Origin of the sequence: Aureimonas jatrophae (assembly GCF_900104035.1) — a bacterium.
Taxonomy (GTDB): domain Bacteria; phylum Pseudomonadota; class Alphaproteobacteria; order Rhizobiales; family Rhizobiaceae; genus Aureimonas; species Aureimonas jatrophae.
The window spans coordinates 75,718-95,302 of sequence record NZ_FNIT01000003.1; the positions used below are offsets into that span (position 1 = coordinate 75,718).

The 19,585-nt window shown below is 64.1% G+C and carries 22 protein-coding genes and 1 pseudogene; 5 read left to right on the forward strand and 18 right to left on the reverse strand.

The annotated features are described in order from the left end of the window. Positions 1-22: 22 nt before the first annotated feature. The 5 genes from BLQ76_RS08040 to BLQ76_RS08060 all read right to left on the reverse strand — a co-directional run bounded on the left by BLQ76_RS08040 (position 23) and on the right by BLQ76_RS08060 (position 4,911). Positions 23-967 carry a lipid A biosynthesis lauroyl acyltransferase gene (locus tag BLQ76_RS08040; RefSeq protein ID WP_090671635.1) on the reverse strand — a complete coding sequence of 315 codons (945 nt, stop codon included), beginning with the start codon at positions 965-967 and terminating at the stop codon, positions 23-25. Continuing rightward, a complete protein-coding gene (locus tag BLQ76_RS08045) occupies positions 964-2,016 on the reverse strand; it encodes a zinc-binding dehydrogenase (protein WP_090672636.1) in 1,053 nt (350 codons plus the stop codon). Before BLQ76_RS08045 ends, BLQ76_RS08040 begins: the two co-directional genes overlap by 4 nt. A 40-nt stretch (positions 2,017-2,056) precedes the next feature. Next, positions 2,057-3,343, reverse strand: coding sequence for a beta-ketoacyl-ACP synthase (locus BLQ76_RS08050; RefSeq protein ID WP_090671638.1), 1,287 nt, complete (start codon positions 3,341-3,343; stop codon positions 2,057-2,059). Between the two features lie 17 nt (positions 3,344-3,360). Next, positions 3,361-4,557 (reverse strand): beta-ketoacyl-ACP synthase, encoded by a 1,197-nt coding sequence (locus tag BLQ76_RS08055; RefSeq protein ID WP_090671641.1) that lies wholly within the window; start codon positions 4,555-4,557, stop codon positions 3,361-3,363. 72 nt (positions 4,558-4,629) lie between these two features. Then, positions 4,630-4,911: an acyl carrier protein gene (locus BLQ76_RS08060; RefSeq protein WP_062011556.1), complete on the reverse strand. Its 282-nt coding sequence runs from the start codon at positions 4,909-4,911 to the stop codon at positions 4,630-4,632. A gap of 170 nt (positions 4,912-5,081) precedes the next feature. On the opposite strand from BLQ76_RS08060, the gene dusA reads away from it, so the two are divergent. Continuing rightward, on the forward strand, positions 5,082-6,104 hold the full coding sequence (gene dusA, locus BLQ76_RS08065; RefSeq protein WP_090671644.1) for a tRNA dihydrouridine(20/20a) synthase DusA: 1,023 nt from the start codon (positions 5,082-5,084) through the stop codon (positions 6,102-6,104). 4 nt (positions 6,105-6,108) lie between these two features. Here the strand turns inward: dusA and BLQ76_RS08070 are convergent, their stop codons facing one another. The 3 genes from BLQ76_RS08070 to BLQ76_RS22670 form a co-directional block, all read right to left on the reverse strand. Further along, positions 6,109-6,807 (reverse strand): retropepsin-like aspartic protease family protein, encoded by a 699-nt coding sequence (locus BLQ76_RS08070; protein WP_090671648.1) that lies wholly within the window; start codon positions 6,805-6,807, stop codon positions 6,109-6,111. A 10-nt stretch (positions 6,808-6,817) separates the two neighbouring features. After that, positions 6,818-6,982: a DUF1289 domain-containing protein gene (locus tag BLQ76_RS08075; RefSeq protein ID WP_090671651.1), complete on the reverse strand. Its 165-nt coding sequence runs from the start codon at positions 6,980-6,982 to the stop codon at positions 6,818-6,820. Positions 6,983-7,058: 76 nt separating this feature from the next. After that, a complete protein-coding gene (locus tag BLQ76_RS22670) occupies positions 7,059-8,474 on the reverse strand; it encodes a sensor histidine kinase (RefSeq protein ID WP_280140057.1) in 1,416 nt (471 codons plus the stop codon). Positions 8,475-8,774: 300 nt separating this feature from the next. Between BLQ76_RS22670 and BLQ76_RS08085 the strand changes: the two genes are divergently transcribed. Further along, a complete protein-coding gene (locus tag BLQ76_RS08085; RefSeq protein ID WP_090671657.1) occupies positions 8,775-9,335 on the forward strand; it encodes a uracil-DNA glycosylase family protein in 561 nt (186 codons plus the stop codon). 50 nt (positions 9,336-9,385) lie between these two features. After that, entirely contained in the window at positions 9,386-9,871 is a 486-nt protein-coding gene (locus BLQ76_RS08090; RefSeq protein WP_062011542.1) for an Lrp/AsnC family transcriptional regulator, read from the forward strand. Positions 9,872-9,893: 22 nt separating this feature from the next. Here BLQ76_RS08090 and BLQ76_RS08095 read toward each other — a convergent pair whose 3' ends face one another. Beyond that, on the reverse strand, positions 9,894-10,778 hold the full coding sequence (locus tag BLQ76_RS08095; RefSeq protein ID WP_280140058.1) for an NAD(P)-dependent oxidoreductase: 885 nt from the start codon (positions 10,776-10,778) through the stop codon (positions 9,894-9,896). A gap of 166 nt (positions 10,779-10,944) precedes the next feature. Here BLQ76_RS08095 and BLQ76_RS22725 point away from each other — a divergent pair. Further along, positions 10,945-11,160, forward strand: a pseudogene (locus BLQ76_RS22725) (helix-turn-helix domain-containing protein); the annotation flags it as partial. Between the two features lie 460 nt (positions 11,161-11,620). Here the strand turns inward: BLQ76_RS22725 and BLQ76_RS22510 are convergent. The 7 genes from BLQ76_RS22510 to moaA all read right to left on the reverse strand — a co-directional run bounded on the left by BLQ76_RS22510 (position 11,621) and on the right by moaA (position 17,227). Continuing rightward, positions 11,621-12,394, reverse strand: a complete 774-nt coding sequence (locus BLQ76_RS22510) for an ABC transporter permease (protein WP_244519529.1) — start codon at positions 12,392-12,394, stop codon at positions 11,621-11,623. Positions 12,395-12,414: 20 nt separating this feature from the next. Then, positions 12,415-13,122: an ABC transporter permease gene (locus BLQ76_RS08110; RefSeq protein ID WP_090671669.1), complete on the reverse strand. Its 708-nt coding sequence runs from the start codon at positions 13,120-13,122 to the stop codon at positions 12,415-12,417. A 185-nt stretch (positions 13,123-13,307) separates the two neighbouring features. Further along, positions 13,308-14,105 carry an ABC transporter substrate-binding protein gene (locus BLQ76_RS08115; RefSeq protein ID WP_090671674.1) on the reverse strand — a complete coding sequence of 266 codons (798 nt, stop codon included), beginning with the start codon at positions 14,103-14,105 and terminating at the stop codon, positions 13,308-13,310. 130 nt (positions 14,106-14,235) lie between these two features. Continuing rightward, positions 14,236-14,862, reverse strand: coding sequence for a molybdenum cofactor guanylyltransferase (gene mobA, locus BLQ76_RS08120; protein WP_342028244.1), 627 nt, complete (start codon positions 14,860-14,862; stop codon positions 14,236-14,238). Next, complete coding sequence (locus tag BLQ76_RS08125) at positions 14,859-15,776, reverse strand: DMT family transporter (protein ID WP_244519530.1); 918 nt, start codon at positions 15,774-15,776, stop codon at positions 14,859-14,861. The genes mobA and BLQ76_RS08125 overlap by 4 nt, the downstream gene beginning before the upstream one ends. Positions 15,777-15,878: 102 nt before the next feature. Then, complete coding sequence (locus BLQ76_RS08130; protein WP_090671681.1) at positions 15,879-16,106, reverse strand: YMGG-like glycine zipper-containing protein; 228 nt, start codon at positions 16,104-16,106, stop codon at positions 15,879-15,881. 83 nt (positions 16,107-16,189) lie between these two features. After that, complete coding sequence (gene moaA / locus BLQ76_RS08135; RefSeq protein ID WP_090671684.1) at positions 16,190-17,227, reverse strand: GTP 3',8-cyclase MoaA; 1,038 nt, start codon at positions 17,225-17,227, stop codon at positions 16,190-16,192. Between the two features lie 102 nt (positions 17,228-17,329). Between moaA and BLQ76_RS08140 the strand changes: the two genes are divergently transcribed. After that, on the forward strand, positions 17,330-17,704 hold the full coding sequence (locus BLQ76_RS08140) for a gamma-butyrobetaine hydroxylase family protein (protein ID WP_090671688.1): 375 nt from the start codon (positions 17,330-17,332) through the stop codon (positions 17,702-17,704). Positions 17,705-17,711: 7 nt separating this feature from the next. On the opposite strand, the gene BLQ76_RS08145 is transcribed toward BLQ76_RS08140, so the two are convergent. Next, positions 17,712-18,470: a proteasome-type protease gene (locus BLQ76_RS08145; protein WP_090671691.1), complete on the reverse strand. Its 759-nt coding sequence runs from the start codon at positions 18,468-18,470 to the stop codon at positions 17,712-17,714. Between the two features lie 130 nt (positions 18,471-18,600). Next, positions 18,601-19,542 (reverse strand): alpha-E domain-containing protein, encoded by a 942-nt coding sequence (locus BLQ76_RS08150; protein ID WP_090671694.1) that lies wholly within the window; start codon positions 19,540-19,542, stop codon positions 18,601-18,603. Between the last annotated feature and the right edge of the window lie 43 nt (positions 19,543-19,585).

Sequence of the window (19,585 nt, forward strand, 5' to 3'; positions counted from 1 at the left end):
TAGGCGGCGGACCGTTAACAAGTCAGTTCACGGCGCGAGCGGGCGGGTCGATCTGCCAGCGTCTGTGGAACCACATCCATTGTTCGGGATGCTCCCGCACCCACGCCTCGACGACGTCGTTCAGCAGCTGACACGTCGCATCGATGTCAATGTCTCCGCTCGGGTCCCGTGGAAGCTCGAGTTTCGGCTTCAGTTCCAAGCGATAGCGTCCGTCGGGAAGTCGGATCGAGCGAGCGGGATGAACGTCGCAATCGAACTGACGAGCCAGCTTGGCGAGAAGCGGATTCGTGCGGCAAGGGCGACCGAAGAACGTGCCAAGCCGGCCCTTCGCAAACTTCTGATCGACGAGCATGCCGACATGTCCGCCGCGTTGGAGAACGCCGGCGAGCGCCCAAGCCGCACCCGCCTTGGACGGAACGAGCTTGCCGCTGTTCGTGCGGCGCGTACGCTGCACCTCACGCGCGATGTAGCGATTGTTCGGCTGCCGGAAGAGGGCGGTGACCTCTAGACCGAACGTTGCGGCGCAGATGGGCAGGAGCTCGAAGCAGCCCGAATGCGCGGTAAAGAAGATCGTCGGGCGCGTGCTGTCGCGCAGGGCCTCGAAGATCTCGATCCCTTCGACCTCAATACGCCCGGTACCAGCCGGCTGCGATGGATCGAAGTCGAACAAAGCATCTAGGAAGACATATTCGGCGGCAACTCGCCCCATCTGGCCCCAGTTCGAAACGGCCGTCGCCTGGATCCAAGCGTCGCTACGGTCCGGATAGGCAGCCCTCAGATTGGCGACCGCGAGCCGGTGTCGCGGCGTCCAGGGACCGATCCAGCGGGCGAGACGATCCGCCAGCGCCAGCCCACGCTCCGCCGGAAAGCGGCGCAGCAACGCGAGGATGGCGAATAGGACCTGCGCGACGAGGTAATTCCGTGCCTTCTTCTGGAGCTTCCAAGCCCGCGCGAGCCGCTGGTTCATGCTGCGGCCCGCAGCTCCTCCTGATCCAGTCGAAGCAGAATCTTACCGAAGACCTGACGCCCCTCCATCCGGCTCAAGGCAACACCGATCTCGCCGAAGTCGACCTGCGTATCGACGACCGGGCGAACCAGACCGCGGGCCATCTTCTGCATCGCGTCGGCCATGTTTTCCATGCGGCATCCGAAGGAACCGATCAGGCGCAGCTGCTGCTGGAACAGCATCATGAGGTTGACCTGCGTCGACACACCCGACGTCGAACCGCATGTCACCAGACGCCCACCACGGCGCATGCACAGCATCGAACCGGCGAACGTATCGGCGCCGACATGCTCGAACACGACATCGACACCGCGCTTTCGGGTCAGCTTGCGGACGGCACCTTCGAAACGATCCGTGCGATAGTTGATCACATGATCCGCGCCGAGCGCGCGCGCGGGTTCTATCTTCTCGTCGGAGCCGACCGTCGCGATTACGGTCGCACCGTGCCGCTTCGCAAGCTGAATGGCTGCGGTTCCGATGCCCGACCCGCCAGCGTGAACGAGGATCGTCTCGCCGGGCTCGAGCTTGGCGTTGTCGAACAGCATGTGCTCGACCGTGCCGAACGTCACCGGCGCCAACGCGGCACCGATCGCGTCGCAGCCCGGTGGGGCGGGGACGAGCAGCCGGGCCGGCAGATTGATGCGCTCCTGGGCGAACCCGTCGAGGTGAAAGCCGTGAACGCCGCCCACATGTTCGCAAAGGTTGTCGGCACCGGCGCGGCACGCCTTGCAGAGACCGCAAGTTCGCGCGCCATAGATCGAGACCAGTTGGCCGGGAACAAGACCACTGGTTCCTTCGCCCAGGCGCTCGACAACGCCCGATGCCTCCGCGCCGATCGTCAAGGGCAGTTTGCGCTTGGCGAACGCCATGCCGCGCCAGCCCCAGACGTCGATATGGTTGAGAGCGACCACCGAGATGCGAACAGTGACCTCGCCCGGTCCGGGCGCGCCCGGCTCTTCGATTTCGACGAGCCGCAGGTCCTTGTCGGCTATGAGTTGCAGTGCGCGCATGTTGGTCAAACCTTGGCTTCGCTCGGGCTCGGGCTCGGTATCAGGCGCGCGGTTCGCGCCCGAGAACCAGCGATACGTTCTGTCCGCCGAACCCGAAGGAGTTCGACAGCACGGCCGAAACGTCGGCGGATCGTGCCGTATGCGGCACCGTATCGAGCGGAATAGCGGGGTCGGGTTGGTCGTAGTTGATGGTCGGCGGCAGAACGCCCTCACGCATCGCCAGGATCGAGATCACCGCTTCGATGGCGCCGGCCGCCGTCAGCGTATGTCCGATCATGGACTTCGAGGACGAGATGGGGGTGTGCTGGATGTTCTCGCCGAACACGGCGGCAAGGCCCGAATATTCCATCCGGTCGTTTTCCGGCGTCGAGGTGCCGTGAGCGTTGATGTACCCGATGTCCTCCGGACGCAGACCCGCGTCGGCCAGACCGGCCCGAAGCGTCGCGATGATCGGCGATCCGTCAGGCTTGGAGCGAGTGCGGTGGAAGTCATCCGCCTTCTCGCCCACCCCCAGGAGAACGCCGAGCACGGTCGCGCCTCGTGCCCGCGCCGCCGACAGCGATTCGAGAACCAACGCACCGGCGCCTTCCGCCATGACGAAACCGTCGCGGTCTCGCGAGAAGGGCTTGGAAGCGCGCTCCGGTACGGCATTCTGCGTCGAAAGAGCGGACAGAAGCGAGAAGCGGATCAACGCTTCGGCACCGACCGATCCGTCGGTGCCAATAGCGATGCAGCGCTCGGTCTCTCCGCGTCGGATGGCCTCGACGCCGAGCTGGATCGCGCTGGCACCCGAGGCGCAAGCGGTGGAAAGCGTCACCGGAAGGCCGCGCGTCCCGAGCTCATCGGACAGTCGCTCCGAGATGCCGCCGAACAGAGTGAGGTCGTAGATCGACTGCGACCGATTGGAGCGCGCCAGATCGAGCAGGCGATCATAGCCTGCCTCTTCGCGAGCCTCGCCGGGTAGCCCATCGAGATAAAGCCGTTGCGACCACTCCAGTTCGATCGGGGGCGCCGCGAGGAACAGGGGACCCGCGAAATCCCCGTCCGGTAGACCGGACTGCTGGATTGCCTCACGACCGGCAGCCTCGGCGAGCGCATAGGAGAGATCGATGCCACTCCACGGCTCGACGTTCATGAAGTCGACGGTGCCAGCGATCGTCGTGCGAAGATTGTCGGTCGGAAACCGCGTGATCGTATGAATGCCCGAGCGACCGGCGGTCAGAGCCGTCCAGTTGTCCGCAACACCGCGGCCCAACGATGTGACGAGGCCGACGCCGGTCACGGCGACGACGGGACGACCGAGATGATCCAGATCGCTGCTAGGCATAACCGTCTCTTGTTTCCTCACGCCGCAGTGGACTCGAGGACGCAGACGCCCTCGCCACGCCGATGACCGTGACTCGTGACGACGACCGAACGCGGCGCGAAGGACGCCGGTCGCTCCTCGCCTCCGCCGGCGGGCGCCGGAAGGATGCCGTGCGCGAGACAGATTGCACCCAACGCAATCGACGCCGGAAACTGCGCCTCGAAACCGTGCCCCACCAGGTTCGCGACCGCTCGGACCGGCGCGCTTCCCAGACGAGGGAACAAGGCCTGCGTCTCCCGCAGCATGTCGTCCGCAAGGCCGGTCGCGCCGGACAGCACCAGCGCATCGTCACCGTCGACACCGCTGGCCTCGACCATGGCGCCGAGCCGTTCGCTCATGGCATCCGGCCGACCGCGATCCCCCGCGACGAAGCGGACCACGCCATAGGCCGTGGCGCCACGCTCTCGCGCGCTGTCCGCAGACTCCAGAACCAGAAACGCCCCCATGCTTCCCGGCACGATACCGCCGGCATCACCCCGTCGCTCGGAAACCGGTTGCCATCCGTTGCGCGGAAGCAGACCCGCCAGTTCGTAGTTCAAGAGAAGATCCTTGCGCTCGGCGGAGAAGGCGCCGCCGACCAGGCAGATACGGCTCTGACCAGCGCGCACGCGTGCCGCGGCGACCTGGACGGCGGAAACGCCGGCCCCTTCCTCACCCATGAACGTGCGCGAGGAGCCCGTCACCTTGTGAACGATCGAGATATTGCCGGCCATCAGGTTCGAAAGCTGGGCGAGAAACAGGGTCGGACGCAGTTCGCTCGACAGGAGCTCGTTGATGAGCGGACGCGGGTCATCGACTCCGCGAGCCCGCGCCATCACCAGCGCATCGACAGACGGGTCACGCTCACCGCCACCAGCAGCGACGATCATGTCGATTCCCGAGCGCACGCTTTCGTCAACTGGTATCGCGGCATCGTCCAGCGCTAGACCTGCCGTGTAGACACCGATCTTCTGCCAGGTCTCCATCTGCCGCTGGTCGCCCTTCTTGGCGATCTGCCGGCTCCAGTCGATCTCTGGCAGCGGATGGACGAGGTAGGGCGCGAAGCGATCGGCCTCGATGCGAGGCTGCGGTGTCGCCCGATCCCGCAAACGCGACACATGCGCTTCGACACCCTCACCGAGCGACGATACGAGGCCAACCCCCGTGATCAGCACCGTATGCAGGGCGTCCGGCATGACAATTCCGTTTCCAAAACGACCGCGAGCGTTGCGAAGCGCGGTCTTCCGTTGCTCGGCGCGGCGGCTGCCTCAGGCGGCCTTAGCCGCACGCAGCTCGTCGATCTTTGCGACGAGGTTCTTCATGACGAAGTATTCTTCGGTGCTGGCCTGACCGTCGTTGACGCGCTGCGTCCAGGTTTCCAGCGGGATCTTGATGCCGAACTCCTTGTCGATCGCAAAGACGATATCCAGAAAGTCGAGGGAATCGATGCCGAGGTCGTCGATCGTATGGCTCTCGGGCGTGATCTGGCTGCGATCGATTTCGCTGGTTTCGGAGATGATGTCGGCCACGCGGTCGAAGGTTGAAGACAAGACGCGTACCTCGTAGATGCGGAAGATCGGTTGAAGAGGCAGCGTATAGGCAATCCCTCGGCTTTTGCAAAGCAGGCCGAACCGTCCGAACTTTTGGCCGGACTGTTTCCACGGCGGGAGCCTCGAACCGTTCCTGCCTGCGACTTGGCGAGAAAGGGTCGAACCCGACCATGACGGCGACCACCCGCGATAGGATATCCCTTTACCAAGCCGGCATGCCGGTCTTTGCCGTTGCCCCCATGATCGATTGGACGGATCGGCATTGCCGGATGCTGCACCGGCTGCTTGCGCCCGACGCGCTCCTTTATACGGAGATGGTGGTGGCAGACGCGGTGCTGCATGGAGACCAAGATCGGATCCTTGGTTTCCACCCGGCAGAGCATCCGGTCGCCTTGCAACTCGGTGGTTCCGATCCCCAGAAGCTCGCTCGCGCCGCCGCGATCGGTGCCGAGATGGGGTATGACGAGATCAACCTCAACGTCGGTTGCCCTTCGGACCGCGTCCAGTCGGGGGCCTTTGGAGCCTGCCTGATGCGGGAGCCGAGGCTTGTTGGCGCATGCCTGCGCGCGATGCGGGACGCCGTCGACGTGCCGGTCACCGTGAAGTGCCGGATCGGCGTCGACGAACAGGATCCGGGGCCAGCCTTGGACGCCCTCGCGGACGAGGCTGTCGAGGCCGGCGCCACGGCGATCTGGGTCCATGCGCGCAAGGCATGGCTGCAGGGTTTGAGCCCCAAGGAGAATCGAGAGATCCCGCCGCTCGACTACGATCGAGTCTACGCGCTGAAGCGACGCCTTCCAAACGTCTTCGTCGGCCTGAATGGCGGCCTGACCAGCGTTGCGGCCGGAGCCGCCCAACTCGACCGGGTTGATGGCGTGATGCTGGGACGCGCCGCCTATGGACAGCCCGACGACTTGCGCAACGTCTCGCCGTTGATCGCGAGGACAGATCGCCGACCGATCGGAGACGCCGAGTTGATCGAGGCCATGATGGCTTACGCGGACAGCCATATCCAACGCGGTGGCCGCCTCGGCCAGGTAACGCGCCACATGACGTCACTTTTCACCGGCCGCCCCGGCGCAAGGCGCTGGCGTCAAATTCTATCGGAGGAGGGGGCGCGCCCCGGCGCGGACGTCCAAGTGCTTGCCAGGGCTTTTGCCGAGGTGCAGCCGATCGAGACGGTCGCGGCCTGACCATCTACTCCGTCAGGATCAGTCGGTTGCCACGAAACTCGACGGAACGGAACGTATCGAGGAAGCTCAGACCCAGAAGGCCGATGCCGAGGTCTTGATCGACGATAACGGCCGAGACGTTGCGTCGTTCGATCCCGCCCACCGACAAGCGATCGATGCGAACACCGGCCGCCTGCGCAACGCCGTTGGCGGTCCGAATGGGCGTTCCGTAGTGCAGCGTATCGACGGGAATACCGGCGCGGGCCGCTGATGCCTGATCGAGGGCGACGACGCTGGCACCCGTGTCTGCGACGAAGCGAAGGGTGACGCCATTAACGGACGCGTCGACATGGAACTGTCCATCGCCCGACCGTTCCACGGAGATGCGTCTGTCGCCGGCTTCGCCGGTGGTGGACGTGCGTCCGGGCTGAAGAGCCGACAACATCCGATCACCGACGAACCGGAGTTCCGGACCGAAGACGTACAGCGCGGTCACGACGGCAAAAGCAGCCAACCACGTGCCGGCGGAGAGAGCTGCGCTGACCCAGCGTCCGCGGGCGGAGCGAAGAACGCCGGCGCCGATCACAGCGGCGAGCACACCGCCGTACAGGAGACCTGCGAAGTCCCCGTCGGGGATGCCCAACAAGGGCGCTCCGCCGAGAACGAGGAACGCGCCACCAACGACCAGAACCGCGAGGAGAATGCCAAAAGGGCCGAACGTCATGCGAACCGCGTCACGAGCAGGCTTCGCCTCGCAAACGATCGAGAACCGAACGTTGCTCGGCTTCGCCCATCGTGGACCACCGCGTGATCTCCGAGATCGTCCGTCGACACGCGAGACAAACGTCCCCTTTGGGTGACAGGCGACATTCGCGCCGACAGGGCGAGGGGACGGTCAATCGTCATGCTTTCCTAGTTGGGTGTCGCTGTCGCGGGTCGCAACGACAAGGGATAGCCCTCACGCAAACGCGACCGTCAGCCCAGCTCCGTCATCGCCGGCATCACTTCCAACACCCGGGAATGTGGAAAGATCGCGATCGCCTCGGTTCCCTTGCCCACGGCGGAATGAAGTTCGAACGTGCCGTTGTGTAGTTCGACTAGAGCGCGGACAATGGGGAGACCGAGGCCGGTACCCTGTTCGGCACTCTTGATCGCCGCAGCGCCTTGTCCGAACGAGGACAGGACGATCGGGATCTCGTGCGACGGTATACCGGGACCGGTATCGCGAATCGACACGTATTGGCCGCCGCCGGCCGTCCAGCCGACCCGCAACAGGATGCGCCCGTTGGGCGGCGTGAACTTCACCGCGTTGGACAAGAGGTTCAGGGTGACCTGCCGAAGGGATCTCGGATCGCCCCATAACTGGGGGAGGTCGCGCTCGAACTCACCGACCAACGAGATATTCTTGGCATCGGCTTTGAGCTGGACGAAGGCGATCGACGCCTCGGCGACGGTCACCAGATCCACGGGCTCTTCGTTCAGCGTGTAGCGTCCGGCCTCGATACGGGAGAGGTCCAGGATCTCGTTGATCAGATCCAGGAGGTGCTGGCCCGACGTATGGATATCGCCGACATACTCCTTGTAGGTCGGGTTGCCGAGCGGTCCGAGGATCTCCTTCATGATCACCTCGGAGAAGCCGAGGATGGCATTGAGGGGCGTGCGGAGTTCGTGGCTCATGGTCGCGAGGAAGCGAGACTTCGCCAAGCTTGCTTCCTCGGCGCGTGCTCTTGCCTCGTCGAAGTGCGTTCGGGCGATCTCGACCTCGGCGACCAGTTGCTCCCGCTGCACCTGATGGTGCAGCGCGTCGATCGACGAGCGGCGAAACCGGTGGGCGGCCAGACCGAGTGCTGCGACCAAGAGCAGTGTCGCCGTCTCGAAGACATCCGACGGGAACACGGCGCCGTCGGCCAACGAGACAGCGGACGCCGCCGCCAGGGGCACGAGGCCCGACGCGACCGCATGTGCCAGGTGCGCGGCGAGAAACGCAACGCCGATCGCCCAAACGAGACCGAGCACGAAGCGAGCACCGTCGCCGATGCCGGGCACGCACGTGCCGCAATCCGGGCCCAGCGTCCAAGCGATCAGGGGAAGACCCATGACTGCCAGCGCGAACTGGAACAAACGCGGCCAGCGTCCGATCGAGGGTTGCAGAGCCGGTCGTGCGTGGAAGAGGACGAGGGCTGCCAGCGAAGGAAGAAGGCTCGCCACGCCGACGGCGAGCCAACGCAGCGGCAGGGTTCCGGTGTCGTTCCATTGCACGAGGCAAACCAGCACGAGCAAGGTGATGTGCAGCATCGCCAGCAGCGGAACGCTCGCGACATGCCGCCCCAGCAGATCCTGTTCGATACTCGGGGGGAGCCCTTCGCTCGAGACGAGGCGTTCGCGTGCCAAGCGCAACGTTCGGCCGACGTCGCCTCCGGCATCAGAACCGTTCAGGGTCGTCGAAAGAGGGGGCGGGGCGGCGAATGACATCGAGAGCGGCGGAACTCGATCCGGAACACGGTTTGGGCCGCTTCATCATGTTGCGGAAAGCTTAAGGAATTGGCTTAAGAAACGCACAAAGCCACGCTGAACTGCGAGACCAAACCCCTGTCTTCCGAGGATGCAGACCGAAGCGATGGCGCGAGACGTTCTGCCTTGGTCGGCTTGAGTGCGCGGATCCGCGCCTGCCGCATCTGCCGAGACGCGCCGATGGGCGAAGCCTTGGAACCGGAACCCAACCCGATCCTGGTTCTCTCTGCGACAGCGCGCATCTGCATCGCCGGTCAGGCACCGGGCGTTCGGGCCGACCGATCCGGCGTCCCGTTCTCGGACCCCTCCGGTGACCGGTTGCGGGACTGGATGGGGATCGGTCCGGAGGTCTTCTACGACGCCAGCCGAATCGCGATCGTGCCCATGGGGTTCTGCTTCCCGGGCCTCGATCGCCATGGCGGTGATCGCCCGCCGCGCCGCGAGTGCCGGCTGACGTGGCACGACCAGGTCTTTCAGAGTCTCGATTCGCTTGAGCTGGTCCTCATGGTCGGCGGATACGCCCAGACCTGGCATGCGCGCCGGGCAGGCGTCGGCCTGCCGTCCGGGGGCGTCGGGCCGGCGGTCTCGGCCTGGCGCAACGCCGCGTTTCGGGACGCGACGCCACAACTCCTGCCCCTACCGCACCCTTCCTGGCGCAACAACGCATGGCTGAAGCGCAACCCATGGTTTGAACGCGAACTGTTGCCGGACTTGCGGACGCGCGTGGCGCAACTGACGTGACGCTTCCACAGGACCTGATACAAGGCCGTGTGTTGACGGGGAACGACGGAATGGATCGGTTGGATAAGAAGATCCTGCGCCTGCTGCAGGAGGACTCGACCCTGGCGGTGGCTGACGTTGCCAAGCGCGTGGGCTTGTCGACCACGCCGTGCTGGCGTCGGATCCAGAAGCTCGAAGAGGAGGGCGTCATCCGGCGGCGCGTCGCGGTGCTGGATCCGACGAAGATCAACGCACGTGTGACCGTTTTCGTATCCGTTCGCACCGCGACCCACTCGGTCGAGTGGCTGAAGCGCTTCTCCGAGGTCGTGTCGGAGTTCGACGAGGTGGTCGAGTTCTACCGTATGAGCGGCGACGTCGACTACCTCCTGAGGGTCGTCGTGCCCGACATCGCGGCCTATGACGCTTTCTACAAGCGACTGATCGCTCGTATCGAAATCCGGGACGTTTCGTCATCCTTCGCGATGGAACAGATCAAGTACACGACGGAACTGCCGTTGGACTACATGATCTTGGAAAAGGGCGACCGGGACGCCTGACGCCACCGGTCGCTGAGCGCTTCTAGCGTGTGAGGCGTGCGAGGAGCGACGACGTATCCCAGCGTCGCCCGCCCATTGTCTCGACCTCGGCATAGAACTGGTCGACCAGAGCGGTGACGGGCAGCTTGGCGCCGTTGCGCCGAGCTTCCTCCAGACAAATTCCCAAGTCCTTCCGCATCCACTCGACCGCGAAGCCGAAGTCGTATCGGCCTTCCGCCATGGACTTGTGTCGGTTCTCCATCTGCCAAGAACCGGCGGCTCCCTTCGAGATGACATCGACCACATTGCCCAGATCGAGTCCCGCCTGCTGGCCGAAGTGCAAGGCTTCGGCGAGGCCCTCGACCAGGCCGGCGATGCAGATCTGGTTCATCATCTTGGCCAACTGTCCACTTCCGGCGGGACCCATGAGGCCGACCATCCGTGCGTAGCTATCCAGCACCGGGCGGACCGTTTCAAACGTGTCGGCACCGCCCCCCACCATGACGGTGAGAACGCCATTCTGCGCGCCCGCTTGTCCGCCCGAGACGGGGGCATCGAGGAACCGGCCGTTCTTGGCGGTCACCGCCTCGTCGAGCTCGCGCGCGAGCGTCGCGGAGGCCGTCGTGTGATCGACCAGGATGGCTTGTGGGGACAGGCCTGCTAGGATGCCGTCGTCGCCGTAGACCACCCCGCGAACGTCGTCATCGTTGCCGACGCACATGAAGACGACATCGGCTTGCATCGCCGCTTCGCGCGGCGAATGGGCGACACGGCCGCGATGCTCCGAAGCCCAGGACTGCGCCTTGGCGGCGGTCCGATTGTAGACAGCGACGTCGTGTCCGCCTTTGCCGGCGAGATGTCCTGCCATGGGATACCCCATGACGCCCAAGCCCACGAATGCGACCTTCATCGATTTCCCTCCGCCCACGCGTTCTCGACTGCGCTAGCAGGTTCGCCGACCTGCGCGATAGGGGGCGTCGACGCCAAGATCCGCTTCGACCGTGAGATGCCGAAAGCGTCTATCTGTGCCTGAACCGAATCGGCTCCATTGCCGTTGCGGCAAGTAGCTGTCGTCAGTGTAGGGGCGTTTGGGAATGCCGCTCGGAACTTCGTCGTCGCGACGTCCCCCTAGGCCGAGAGGGCGACCGGCAAAGAACTCCGAAGCGGACGTGTCTCGACGAATCGTCGAGATAGCCGAAGAACGCTTTCTCACCGACGGGTTCGACGCAACGAGCATGGAAGCGATCGCCATCGAGGCTGGCATCTCGAAGCGCACCCTTTACGCCCGGTTCCGCTCGAAACCACTCCTCCTTCAGGCTGTCGCAGACCACCTCTTCGACCCGTCCCGAAGTGAGTTCACCCGCTACCATGAACGCACCGATCCGCCTGAGACGGTGTTGCGCGACATGGCGCATCACATGCACCGACGTGTGCTGATGCCGTTTAGCATCGCCGTCTACCGCCTCGTCGTGTCGCAGTCCCAGAGACACCGGGACGATGCTGGAATGATGCTCGGCGGAGAGCGCTACCTCGTGCCCCTCGTCACGGCGTTGGCCTTCCAGTTCCGGCGCGGCGCAGAACAAGGAACGATCACCGATCGCTGGGAGCCAAACCTCCTGGCCGAACAGTTTCTCGAGGCGGTGTGCGCATGGGACCTGCGACGTCTCGTCTTCGGACACGAGTTGCCGCAGCGATCCGAGATCAATCAGGCACTGGTCGATCAGCGGTTCGAGCTCTTCTTCGCCGGCCTGCGGCCCTTAGAGGGTGCGTCTATCGTTGCAGATGGCGGGTCGCGCGACGCTCGATCCAGTCCGTCAGATGCCGCAGCACTTCAACCAGCACCAGATAGAAAACGGCGGCCCAAATGTATGTCTGAAAGTCGAAGGTCTTACTGAACGCGCGACGGGTTTCGCCGAAGAGATCGAACACCGTGATGATCGCAACCACGGCCGAGGTCTTAATCATCAGAATGAGTTCGTTGGCGTAAGGCCTCAACGCGACGATCAAGGCCTGCGGCAGGATGATGCGGCGGAGCGTCGTCGCCTTTGAAAGCGCGAGCGACTTCGCCCCTTCCCACTGTCCGGCCGGAACGCTCTCGATGGCGCCCCGAAGGATCTCGGCCTGATACGCCGCGGTGTTCAGTGTCATGGCGAGGATCGCGCAGTACCAGGCCTCCCGGAAGAACCACCACAGGCCCACCATCTCGATCTCCGCCCGGAACGAGCCGAGACCATAGTAGATCAGGAAGATCTGCGCGAGGAAGGGCGTGCCTCGGAAGAAGGTCACATAGACACCGCTCATGCCGCGAGCGATTCGGTTCGACGATAGGCGCCCGGCCGCCAGCGGAACCGAAAGAAGCGCACCAAGCGTGTAGGAGATCGCGACCAGCGTGATCGTGACGCGCAGCCCGCTAAGGTACGCGGGTCCGTATGCCGCGATGAAGGATGGGTTGAAGACGGATACGAGATAGACGACGAGCGCCACCCCGCCTGCGACCCAGATGCCAAGGATCGAGAGACCGAGAAGGCCCGGCTTCGAACGCATTTGTGAGGGAGCCGTAGATGTCATCGCACCGCCTCTCCACGTCGCGCCCAATTCTCGATACGCCGAACGACCGAGAGCGAGACGAACGTCAGAAGCAGGTAGAGCACGCATGCCAGTGCGAAGAACAAGAACTGTTCCCTCGTGACGCGGGCCGCGACACCGGTCTGCCGCAGAATGTCGGCAAGACCGATCACCGATACGAGCGAGGTATCCTTGAGAAGGTTGAGCCACACGTTCGTCAGGCCCGGCAGGCTGATCCGGACGAGTTGGGGAAAGATGACGAGGCGCAAAATCGACAGACGAGACAGGCCGAGCGCACGACCGCCCTCCCACTGCCCAGTCGGGATCGCCTGGAACGCGGACAGGAAGACCTCGCTGGCATAGGCCGCGAAGACGATGCCGAGCCCGATCATGCCGGCGACGAAGCTGGACAGGAGGACCTGCTGGAGGCCGACAGCCCCGGTCATGAGGTTGAGGACGTTCTGCCCGCCATAGAAGACGAGAAAGAGCGTCAGCAACTCGGGCAGGCCACGGAACAGGGTCGTGTAGATCTGCGCGGCAAGACGCAAGGCCGGATCGGCGCTTCGTTTCGCAACCGCCAGCGCGAAGCCGAGACCGAGACCGAAGGGAAGGGTTGCGATGGCGAGCGCAGCCGTGACCAGCACGCCGGAGGCGATCTCGTCACCCCATCCCGTATCGCCGAAGCTGAGAAGCTGAAGGAAATTCATGGTCAGGCGGTCCGGCGCAGGCACGCGGCCGTCCCGCACCACGGAACGGCTGGGGCGGCCTGCGCGTGGCACAGGACGCCCCGACGTGTCGAGTCCGGGGGCGGCCGATCGCTCGGGATCCGCCGCCCGTATGCCTCGCCGCGCCGCAGTTCGCTCGTGTGCACCTGCGGCGCGTCCCTGGTGTCTTACTGGCCGTATACGTCGAACTTGAAGTACTTGTCCTGGATCGTCTTGTAGGTGCCGTCCGCTCGGATCGCGACGATCGCGTCGTCGAACATCTTCTTCAGCTTCTCGTCGCCCTTGCGGAGAGCGATGCCAGCGCCACGCCCGTAGATCTGCTCGCTCGGAGGAAGCGAGCCAAGAACCTTGCAGCATGCGCCTTCCGGGCTGTCGATCCACTGCGACAGAACGACGATGTCGTCCGAGACAGCGTCGAGACGACCGTTCTCGATATCAAGCTTGTACTCTTCGGCGGTCGGGTAGACCCGGACGTCGGCGTCCGGGAAATAGGTCTCGACGGCCTGCGAGTGGGTGGTCGAACCCTGGACGCCGATCGTCTTGCCCGACAGCGATGCGGCTGTCGTGTCCGCGATCGCCGAATCCTTCGGCACGGCCAGCGCGCCCGGCGTGTTGTAGTACTTGTTGGTGAAGAGAACCTGCTTCTCGCGTTCCGGCGTAATCGACATCGACGCGATCACCGCATCGAAGCGATCGTTCTGCAGGGCCGGGATCATTCCGTCCCAATCATTGGTCACGAAGGTGCAGGTCACCTTCATCTGCTGGCAGAGCGCGTTCGCGATATCGATATCGAAGCCTTGCAACTTGCCGGAGGCATCCAGAAAGTTGAACGGCGGGTACGCGCCTTCCGAGCCGATGCGAACCTCGGTCCATGTCTTGTCGGCATCGCCGCTTTGCGCCGCCGCGACGCCGGCGAGCGCCGACAGGGCGGCTGCGGTCAGGAGAAGGGTCTTGAAGGTTCGCATGAAAGGATCATTCCTTGGGAGACGGCAGAGACTTCGCGGCACCGAGCAGGGGCCTTCGAAACGAGCATGCCCATAAACGCAGCGATACTGCCGGTTTCACGACGAGGCGCAAGGGCCGCGATGACGGGAATTAGCGGTTTCCGTAAACTGCCACATGATGGCGAGCACGCTCGATGTCGCTTGGCGTGTTAATGTTGAAGAACGGATCCCCGTCGGGCGCATCGTCCATGTCCGGGAAATCCACGACAACGTGCGGCACGACACCGATCGCGGAGCGCAGCGAACGCTCGGGAGCGTCGTCGATCTGCGCGATCGCTTCCGAGGTCCACAATGCAAACGTCGGTATCCAGTTGGTTCGGTGACTGGCTACGGCGACGCCGTCGGGCGGTACGCGGGCGCTCAAGGATGCAACAACGTCTCGGGGAAAGAAGGGCGTGTCGGCCGCTGCCGTCATGAGAAGGAAGGACGACAGCCCTTTCGTGGCTTCGACATGACGCGCGGTCGATACGACACCGTTCAACGGGCCGTGGAACGAGCCACCCGCGTCTGCAACGAATGTCCAGCGCGGATCGACCTGTTCGAGGCTGGATGCTACCGACACGACGATCTCATCGACTTGCGGCTGGAGACGCTCGATCGCCCGGACAAGCAGGGACCGGTCGCCGAGGGCGAGCAGCGGCTTGGGGCGCTCTGCGTTCATGCGCGCGCCTCGACCGCCTGCGAGAACCACGCCGATGACGGGACGCCTTCGATTCACGGTACCTCGGCTTCTGCAGCGGTCTTGATGCCCCGTCGGGTCTCGCGGCGAATCATGTAGGCACCGCTTGCGACCACGATGGCGGAGCCGAGAAGCGCGGAAGGCTGGGGTATCTCAGCGAATATGACGATGCCCAGAACGAACGCCGACAGGAGAACGGTGTAGCGGAATGGGGCAACGAAGCTCATGTCGCCCATGCGCACGGCCAAGACGATCAGAACGTAGCCGACGCCGACGGCAACGGCTGCAACCGCCAGCATAGCCCAGAGCGAGCCGGTCATCGGTTGCCAACCAGCCACCGGAAGCCAAGCGAAGCCGGTCAGGCATACCGCCCCAGCCGTTATGCAGGCGACGTGCAGGGACGGAATCGAGCTCGGCATGGCGCGTGTCACGAGATCTCGTACGGCCGCCGCGAGGACCGAAAGAACCACCCAGACGGCGTAGATGTTGAACCCCTCGCTGTCCGGTCGAACGATGACCAGCACGCCGAGAAATCCAGTCGCGATCGCACACCAACGTCGCCATCCGACCTGCTCGCGCAGGAAGATGGCGGCCAGAAGGGTGATCGTGAGCGGAAGCGCCTGGAAAATCGCCGTCGTGTTGGCGAGCGGCATGTGACGCAGCGCGGAAATGTAGGCGATCGTCGTGGCGATGTCGGCCAAGGCTCGGCACATCACGGCCGGATGGAACGCATGCCGGATCGGAAGAAGCGCGCCAAACCACAAGGCCAGCGCAACCAGAAGGGTTGTCGTCATGACGCCCCGGAGCGCCATGATCTGGGCGGTCTCGATAGAGCCCGACGAGAGCTTCACGAGCGCGTCGTTGACCGCGAACGCCGCTTGCGATGCCACCATGAGAGCGGCGGCGCGTATGTTGTTGGCTGCCGCCGAAGGCGACGTGGCAGGCGACTTCAAGCGAAACTTCCCCAACGGGCGCGATGGGGAAGGCCTTAGGATGCTTGAGGATACGAAGCCAGCGCCGTTTGGTCGACTGGCTCCGAATCCCGAACGCTATCCTCAGTAGTAGCCGCGGCGGCCCGAGTTGCGGCCGATCACGGCACCCGCGGTACCACCGGCCACGCCACCGATGACCGCGCCCGTTCCGCCACCCACTGCGTTGCCGACGACCGCACCGCCGGCGCCGCCGATCAAGGCTCCGCCCACGGTCCGCTCGGACGTGGTGCATCCTGTCGAGATCAACATGACGGCACCCAAGGCGAGGGCAGGCTTCCAGACAGACTTCATGATCGACTTCCCCACAGATACACCCGCGTCACTCGCGGTGCGTCGCCAACGCTCGACGCGCCCGGTCGTTCCAACGCCACAGCCTAGCCGCCGGTCACGCTCATGTGTCGCGATACAGACGGGCGCCGCGTTGCGCGATCGATCACGAAGTCATGACCTTTCGGCTTGCGGGCGATCGCGGAGTCGATCGCGCGGTGAAGCGCCTCGTCGCCTTCGGAACCGCGCACCACGGCCCGGAGATCCGCGGCATCCTCCTGGCCGAGGCACATGTAGAGCGTGCCGGTGCACGTCAGCCGCACCCGGTTGCAACTTTCGCAGAAGTTATGGGTCATCGGCGTGATGAAGCCGAGGCGACCGCCTGTCTCGGCGATCGTGACGTAGCGCGCCGGTCCGCCCGTGCGGTGCGCCGACTCGCGCAGCGTCCAGCGCTCGGCGAGCCGGGCGCGTACGAGATCGAGGGGAAGGTAGCGGTCGGTTCGGTCCTCGTCGATCTCGCCCATCGGCATGGTCTCGATCACGGTCATCTCATGACCCTCGCCATGCGCCCAGGCGACCATGTCGGCGAGTTCGAACTCGTTGAAACCCTTCAGTGCGACTGCGTTGATCTTGATCAGGATACCGGCTCGACGCGCAGCCTCGATACCTTCTAAAACCCGGGCCAGATCGCCGCGCCGTGTGATCGCGCGGAACTTCTCGGGGTCTAGCGTGTCGAGAGACACGTTCAGGCGTTTCACGCCGCAATCCGCCAGTTCCGATGCATAGCGGACGAGCTGCGAACCGTTCGTGGTCATCGTCAGCTCTCCCAGCCGACCGGTCGCGAGATGCCTGGAAAGCGAGCGAACGAGTTGCATCAGGTCGCGCCGCACCAACGGTTCGCCGCCGGTCAGGCGCAGTCGTCGGACACCACGCTCTATGAAGGCGCTCGCGATACGGTCGAGTTCCTCAAGTGTCAGAAGATCGCGTTTGGGCAGAAACTGCATGGTTTCGGACATGCAGTAGGTGCAACGGAAGTCGCAGCGGTCCGTCACCGAGATGCGAAGGTACGAGATGGCGCGCCCGAAGGGATCGATGATCGGGGCGGCGTGTGTGCTGATCGGCGCGGATCGGTCGAGTAGATTCATGGACCGTCGACGCGCGACGGCGTCGTCCTTTTCTTTCAATTCGGGACTGAATGTGGAAGGTGCATAGGGAGGGGTCAAGCAAAGCGTCTCAGGGAGATCAAGATGCCGTCCACGGACCAGGATCGCGCACCCGCGCAGATCCGCGTTTCGCCCGATCGACGGACCTTGACCGTGGTTCATGGCGACGGCGCGCTGGATCGGTTTCCCGCTGAACTGTTGCGCGTCCTGTCTCCCTCCGCCGAGGTTCAGGGTCACTCACCCGAACAACGCGTCACGGTTGGCGGCAAGCGGGATGTCGCGATCCGCGACGTCCAGCCGGTGGGACGCTACGCGATACGGATCGTGTTCGATGACGGGCACGACACCGGTCTCTATACCTGGCGCTATCTGTCAACGCTCGGCGTCGAGCAGGACGCTCGATGGAGCGCCTACCTCAACGAACTTTCGCTGAAGGGACTTCGCCGAGATCCGAACTGACGCCCGATCAAGCGTTGGCCGGCTTTATCGAAGGCTGGGGAACGAAGCCGGGGAGGTTGTCGAAGGCGGCCTTCAACGAGTCGGACCAGCCGTCCGAAATCATGCGGAAGTAAGGGTCGCGCTGGTCGAAACGCTGGCGGTACCCTGCGGTCAGCGCATCGGTCTCGTAGAGTTGCAGATCGATCGGTAGCCCGACCGAAAGGTTGGATTTGATGGTCGAATCGAACGAAACGAGCAGAAGCTTCACGGCGTCTTCCATGCGCATCGCCGGGTCATAGGTCCTCACGATGATCGGCCGTCCGTACTTGTGCTCGCCGATCTGGAAGAACGGGTTGTCGGGACCGGCCTCGATGAAGTTGCCTTCCGGATAGATCATGAAGAGGCGAGGCCGTCCGCCCTTGATCTGACCGCCGAGGATGAACGAGCCGAGGAACCGGCTTTCCGCATTCGGACCCCCTTCCGCCGTATAGGAAATGACCTCGCGCAGCGTTTCACCGACCAGCTTCGCGGTTTGAAACATCGAGGGTTGCTTCATGAAATTGCCTCGACGCTCCGCCGGAAGGATGCCGCGCTCTTCCAGAAGCGAAATCGTCGATTGGGTCGTGGCCAGGTTGCCCGCCGACAGAAGGCAGACGAAGCGGTCTCCCGGCGCACTCCAGGACCGCAGTTTCGTGACGACCGAAATGTTGTCGACGCCTGCGTTCGTCCGCGTATCGGACATGAACACGATGCCTCGATCGAGAAGCATTCCGACGCAGTAGGTCATGGGTCCGGTCTCTCCAAGCGGCCAGCGTCTCGGCCTGCGCGCCTGCTTATCGCGCGAGGCTGGAACAGACCACAAGACGTTGCGGTGTGCCGTTCGCTCGCGGGTACGGCGACGATCCCAGCCCGAGTGCCTACGAGAAGAAGCTGTAGGAACGGGCGATCTCGTTGGACAGACGATTTCCGTCGACGATCAGGTCCTCCAGAAACTCGTGCAGTCCTGCGTCGATGATCTCCTTCACGCCGCGCGACTCGAGCCGGGCCGCCGTCTCGCGCGCCAGGCAATGGCACTCGTGCTCGGTACCGTAGGCTTTAGCCAGGTAGTCGAGGCTGTCGTTGATGCAGCGGTACGAGTAGCTGAGCGAGCGCGGCATGCGCCGGTTGAGGACGAGAAAGTCGATGATGTCCGCGGCTCGGAACTCCGGCTCGTACTCCCATGCGTAGGACCGTAGAGCCGAGACCGATCGCAGGAGGGAGCCCCACTGGTAGTTGTCCAACGAGGAGCCGACCGAGGAGTGGTCCGGCAGCAGAACCCAGTATTTGACGTCGAGAATGCGAGCCGTGTTGTCGGCGCGTTCCAGGAACGTGCCGAGATTGCAGAAATCGAAGATCTCGTTGCGCAGCATGGTGCCGTAGAACGCGCCGCGAATCAGCGCGGTGCGGGCCTTCACAAGGTCGAGAACGGCGGGAAGGTCGTCGACGGGGCGGGCAAAGCGCGAACGCAGGATGATCCAGCTCTCGTTGAGCGCTTCCCATGTCTCGCGCGTCAACGCGGTTCGCACCATGCGCCCATTCGAGCGCGCGACGCCGATCGAGGACAGGATCGACGACGGGTTATCGAGGTCGCGGACCATGAAGTCGATGATGCGTTCGGGCGCGAAGTCATCGTACTTGGCGAGATACTGTGTCTCGATGCCCGCCGAGACGAGCACCGATTGCCACTCTTCCGGCTGTCCGATCAGGTTCGTGAGCGAGAGACGCAGGCCGGCGTCGAGGAGGCGGGCCGTGTTTTCCGCCCTCTCGATGTAGCGTTGCATCCAGAAGAGACCGTTGGCAGTGCGTCCAAGAAGCGGCATGAGGTCGGCAGTAGCCTCCGAGGATGGGGAAAGGGCGGATCTG

What these genes read in the sequence shown, in the direction of transcription:
- BLQ76_RS08040 (WP_090671635.1), bottom strand. Translation starts at nt 967, where the DNA reads ATGAACCAGCGGCTCGCGCGGGCTTGGAAGCTCCAGAAGAAGGCACGG.
- BLQ76_RS08045 (WP_090672636.1), bottom strand. Translation starts at nt 2,016, where the DNA reads ATGCGCGCACTGCAACTCATAGCCGACAAGGACCTGCGGCTCGTCGAA.
- BLQ76_RS08050 (WP_090671638.1), bottom strand. Translation starts at nt 3,343, where the DNA reads ATGCCTAGCAGCGATCTGGATCATCTCGGTCGTCCCGTCGTCGCCGTG.
- BLQ76_RS08055 (WP_090671641.1), bottom strand. Translation starts at nt 4,557, where the DNA reads ATGCCGGACGCCCTGCATACGGTGCTGATCACGGGGGTTGGCCTCGTA.
- dusA (WP_090671644.1), top strand. Translation starts at nt 5,082, where the DNA reads ATGACGGCGACCACCCGCGATAGGATATCCCTTTACCAAGCCGGCATG.
- BLQ76_RS08070 (WP_090671648.1), bottom strand. Translation starts at nt 6,807, where the DNA reads ATGACGTTCGGCCCTTTTGGCATTCTCCTCGCGGTTCTGGTCGTTGGT.
- BLQ76_RS08085 (WP_090671657.1), top strand. Translation starts at nt 8,775, where the DNA reads ATGGGCGAAGCCTTGGAACCGGAACCCAACCCGATCCTGGTTCTCTCT.
- BLQ76_RS08090 (WP_062011542.1), top strand. Translation starts at nt 9,386, where the DNA reads ATGGATCGGTTGGATAAGAAGATCCTGCGCCTGCTGCAGGAGGACTCG.
- BLQ76_RS22510 (WP_244519529.1), bottom strand. Translation starts at nt 12,394, where the DNA reads ATGCGTTCGAAGCCGGGCCTTCTCGGTCTCTCGATCCTTGGCATCTGG.
- BLQ76_RS08110 (WP_090671669.1), bottom strand. Translation starts at nt 13,122, where the DNA reads ATGAATTTCCTTCAGCTTCTCAGCTTCGGCGATACGGGATGGGGTGAC.
- BLQ76_RS08115 (WP_090671674.1), bottom strand. Translation starts at nt 14,105, where the DNA reads ATGCGAACCTTCAAGACCCTTCTCCTGACCGCAGCCGCCCTGTCGGCG.
- BLQ76_RS08130 (WP_090671681.1), bottom strand. Translation starts at nt 16,106, where the DNA reads ATGAAGTCTGTCTGGAAGCCTGCCCTCGCCTTGGGTGCCGTCATGTTG.
- moaA (WP_090671684.1), bottom strand. Translation starts at nt 17,227, where the DNA reads ATGAATCTACTCGACCGATCCGCGCCGATCAGCACACACGCCGCCCCG.
- BLQ76_RS08140 (WP_090671688.1), top strand. Translation starts at nt 17,330, where the DNA reads ATGCCGTCCACGGACCAGGATCGCGCACCCGCGCAGATCCGCGTTTCG.
- BLQ76_RS08145 (WP_090671691.1), bottom strand. Translation starts at nt 18,470, where the DNA reads ATGACCTACTGCGTCGGAATGCTTCTCGATCGAGGCATCGTGTTCATG.
- BLQ76_RS08150 (WP_090671694.1), bottom strand. Translation starts at nt 19,542, where the DNA reads ATGCCGCTTCTTGGACGCACTGCCAACGGTCTCTTCTGGATGCAACGC.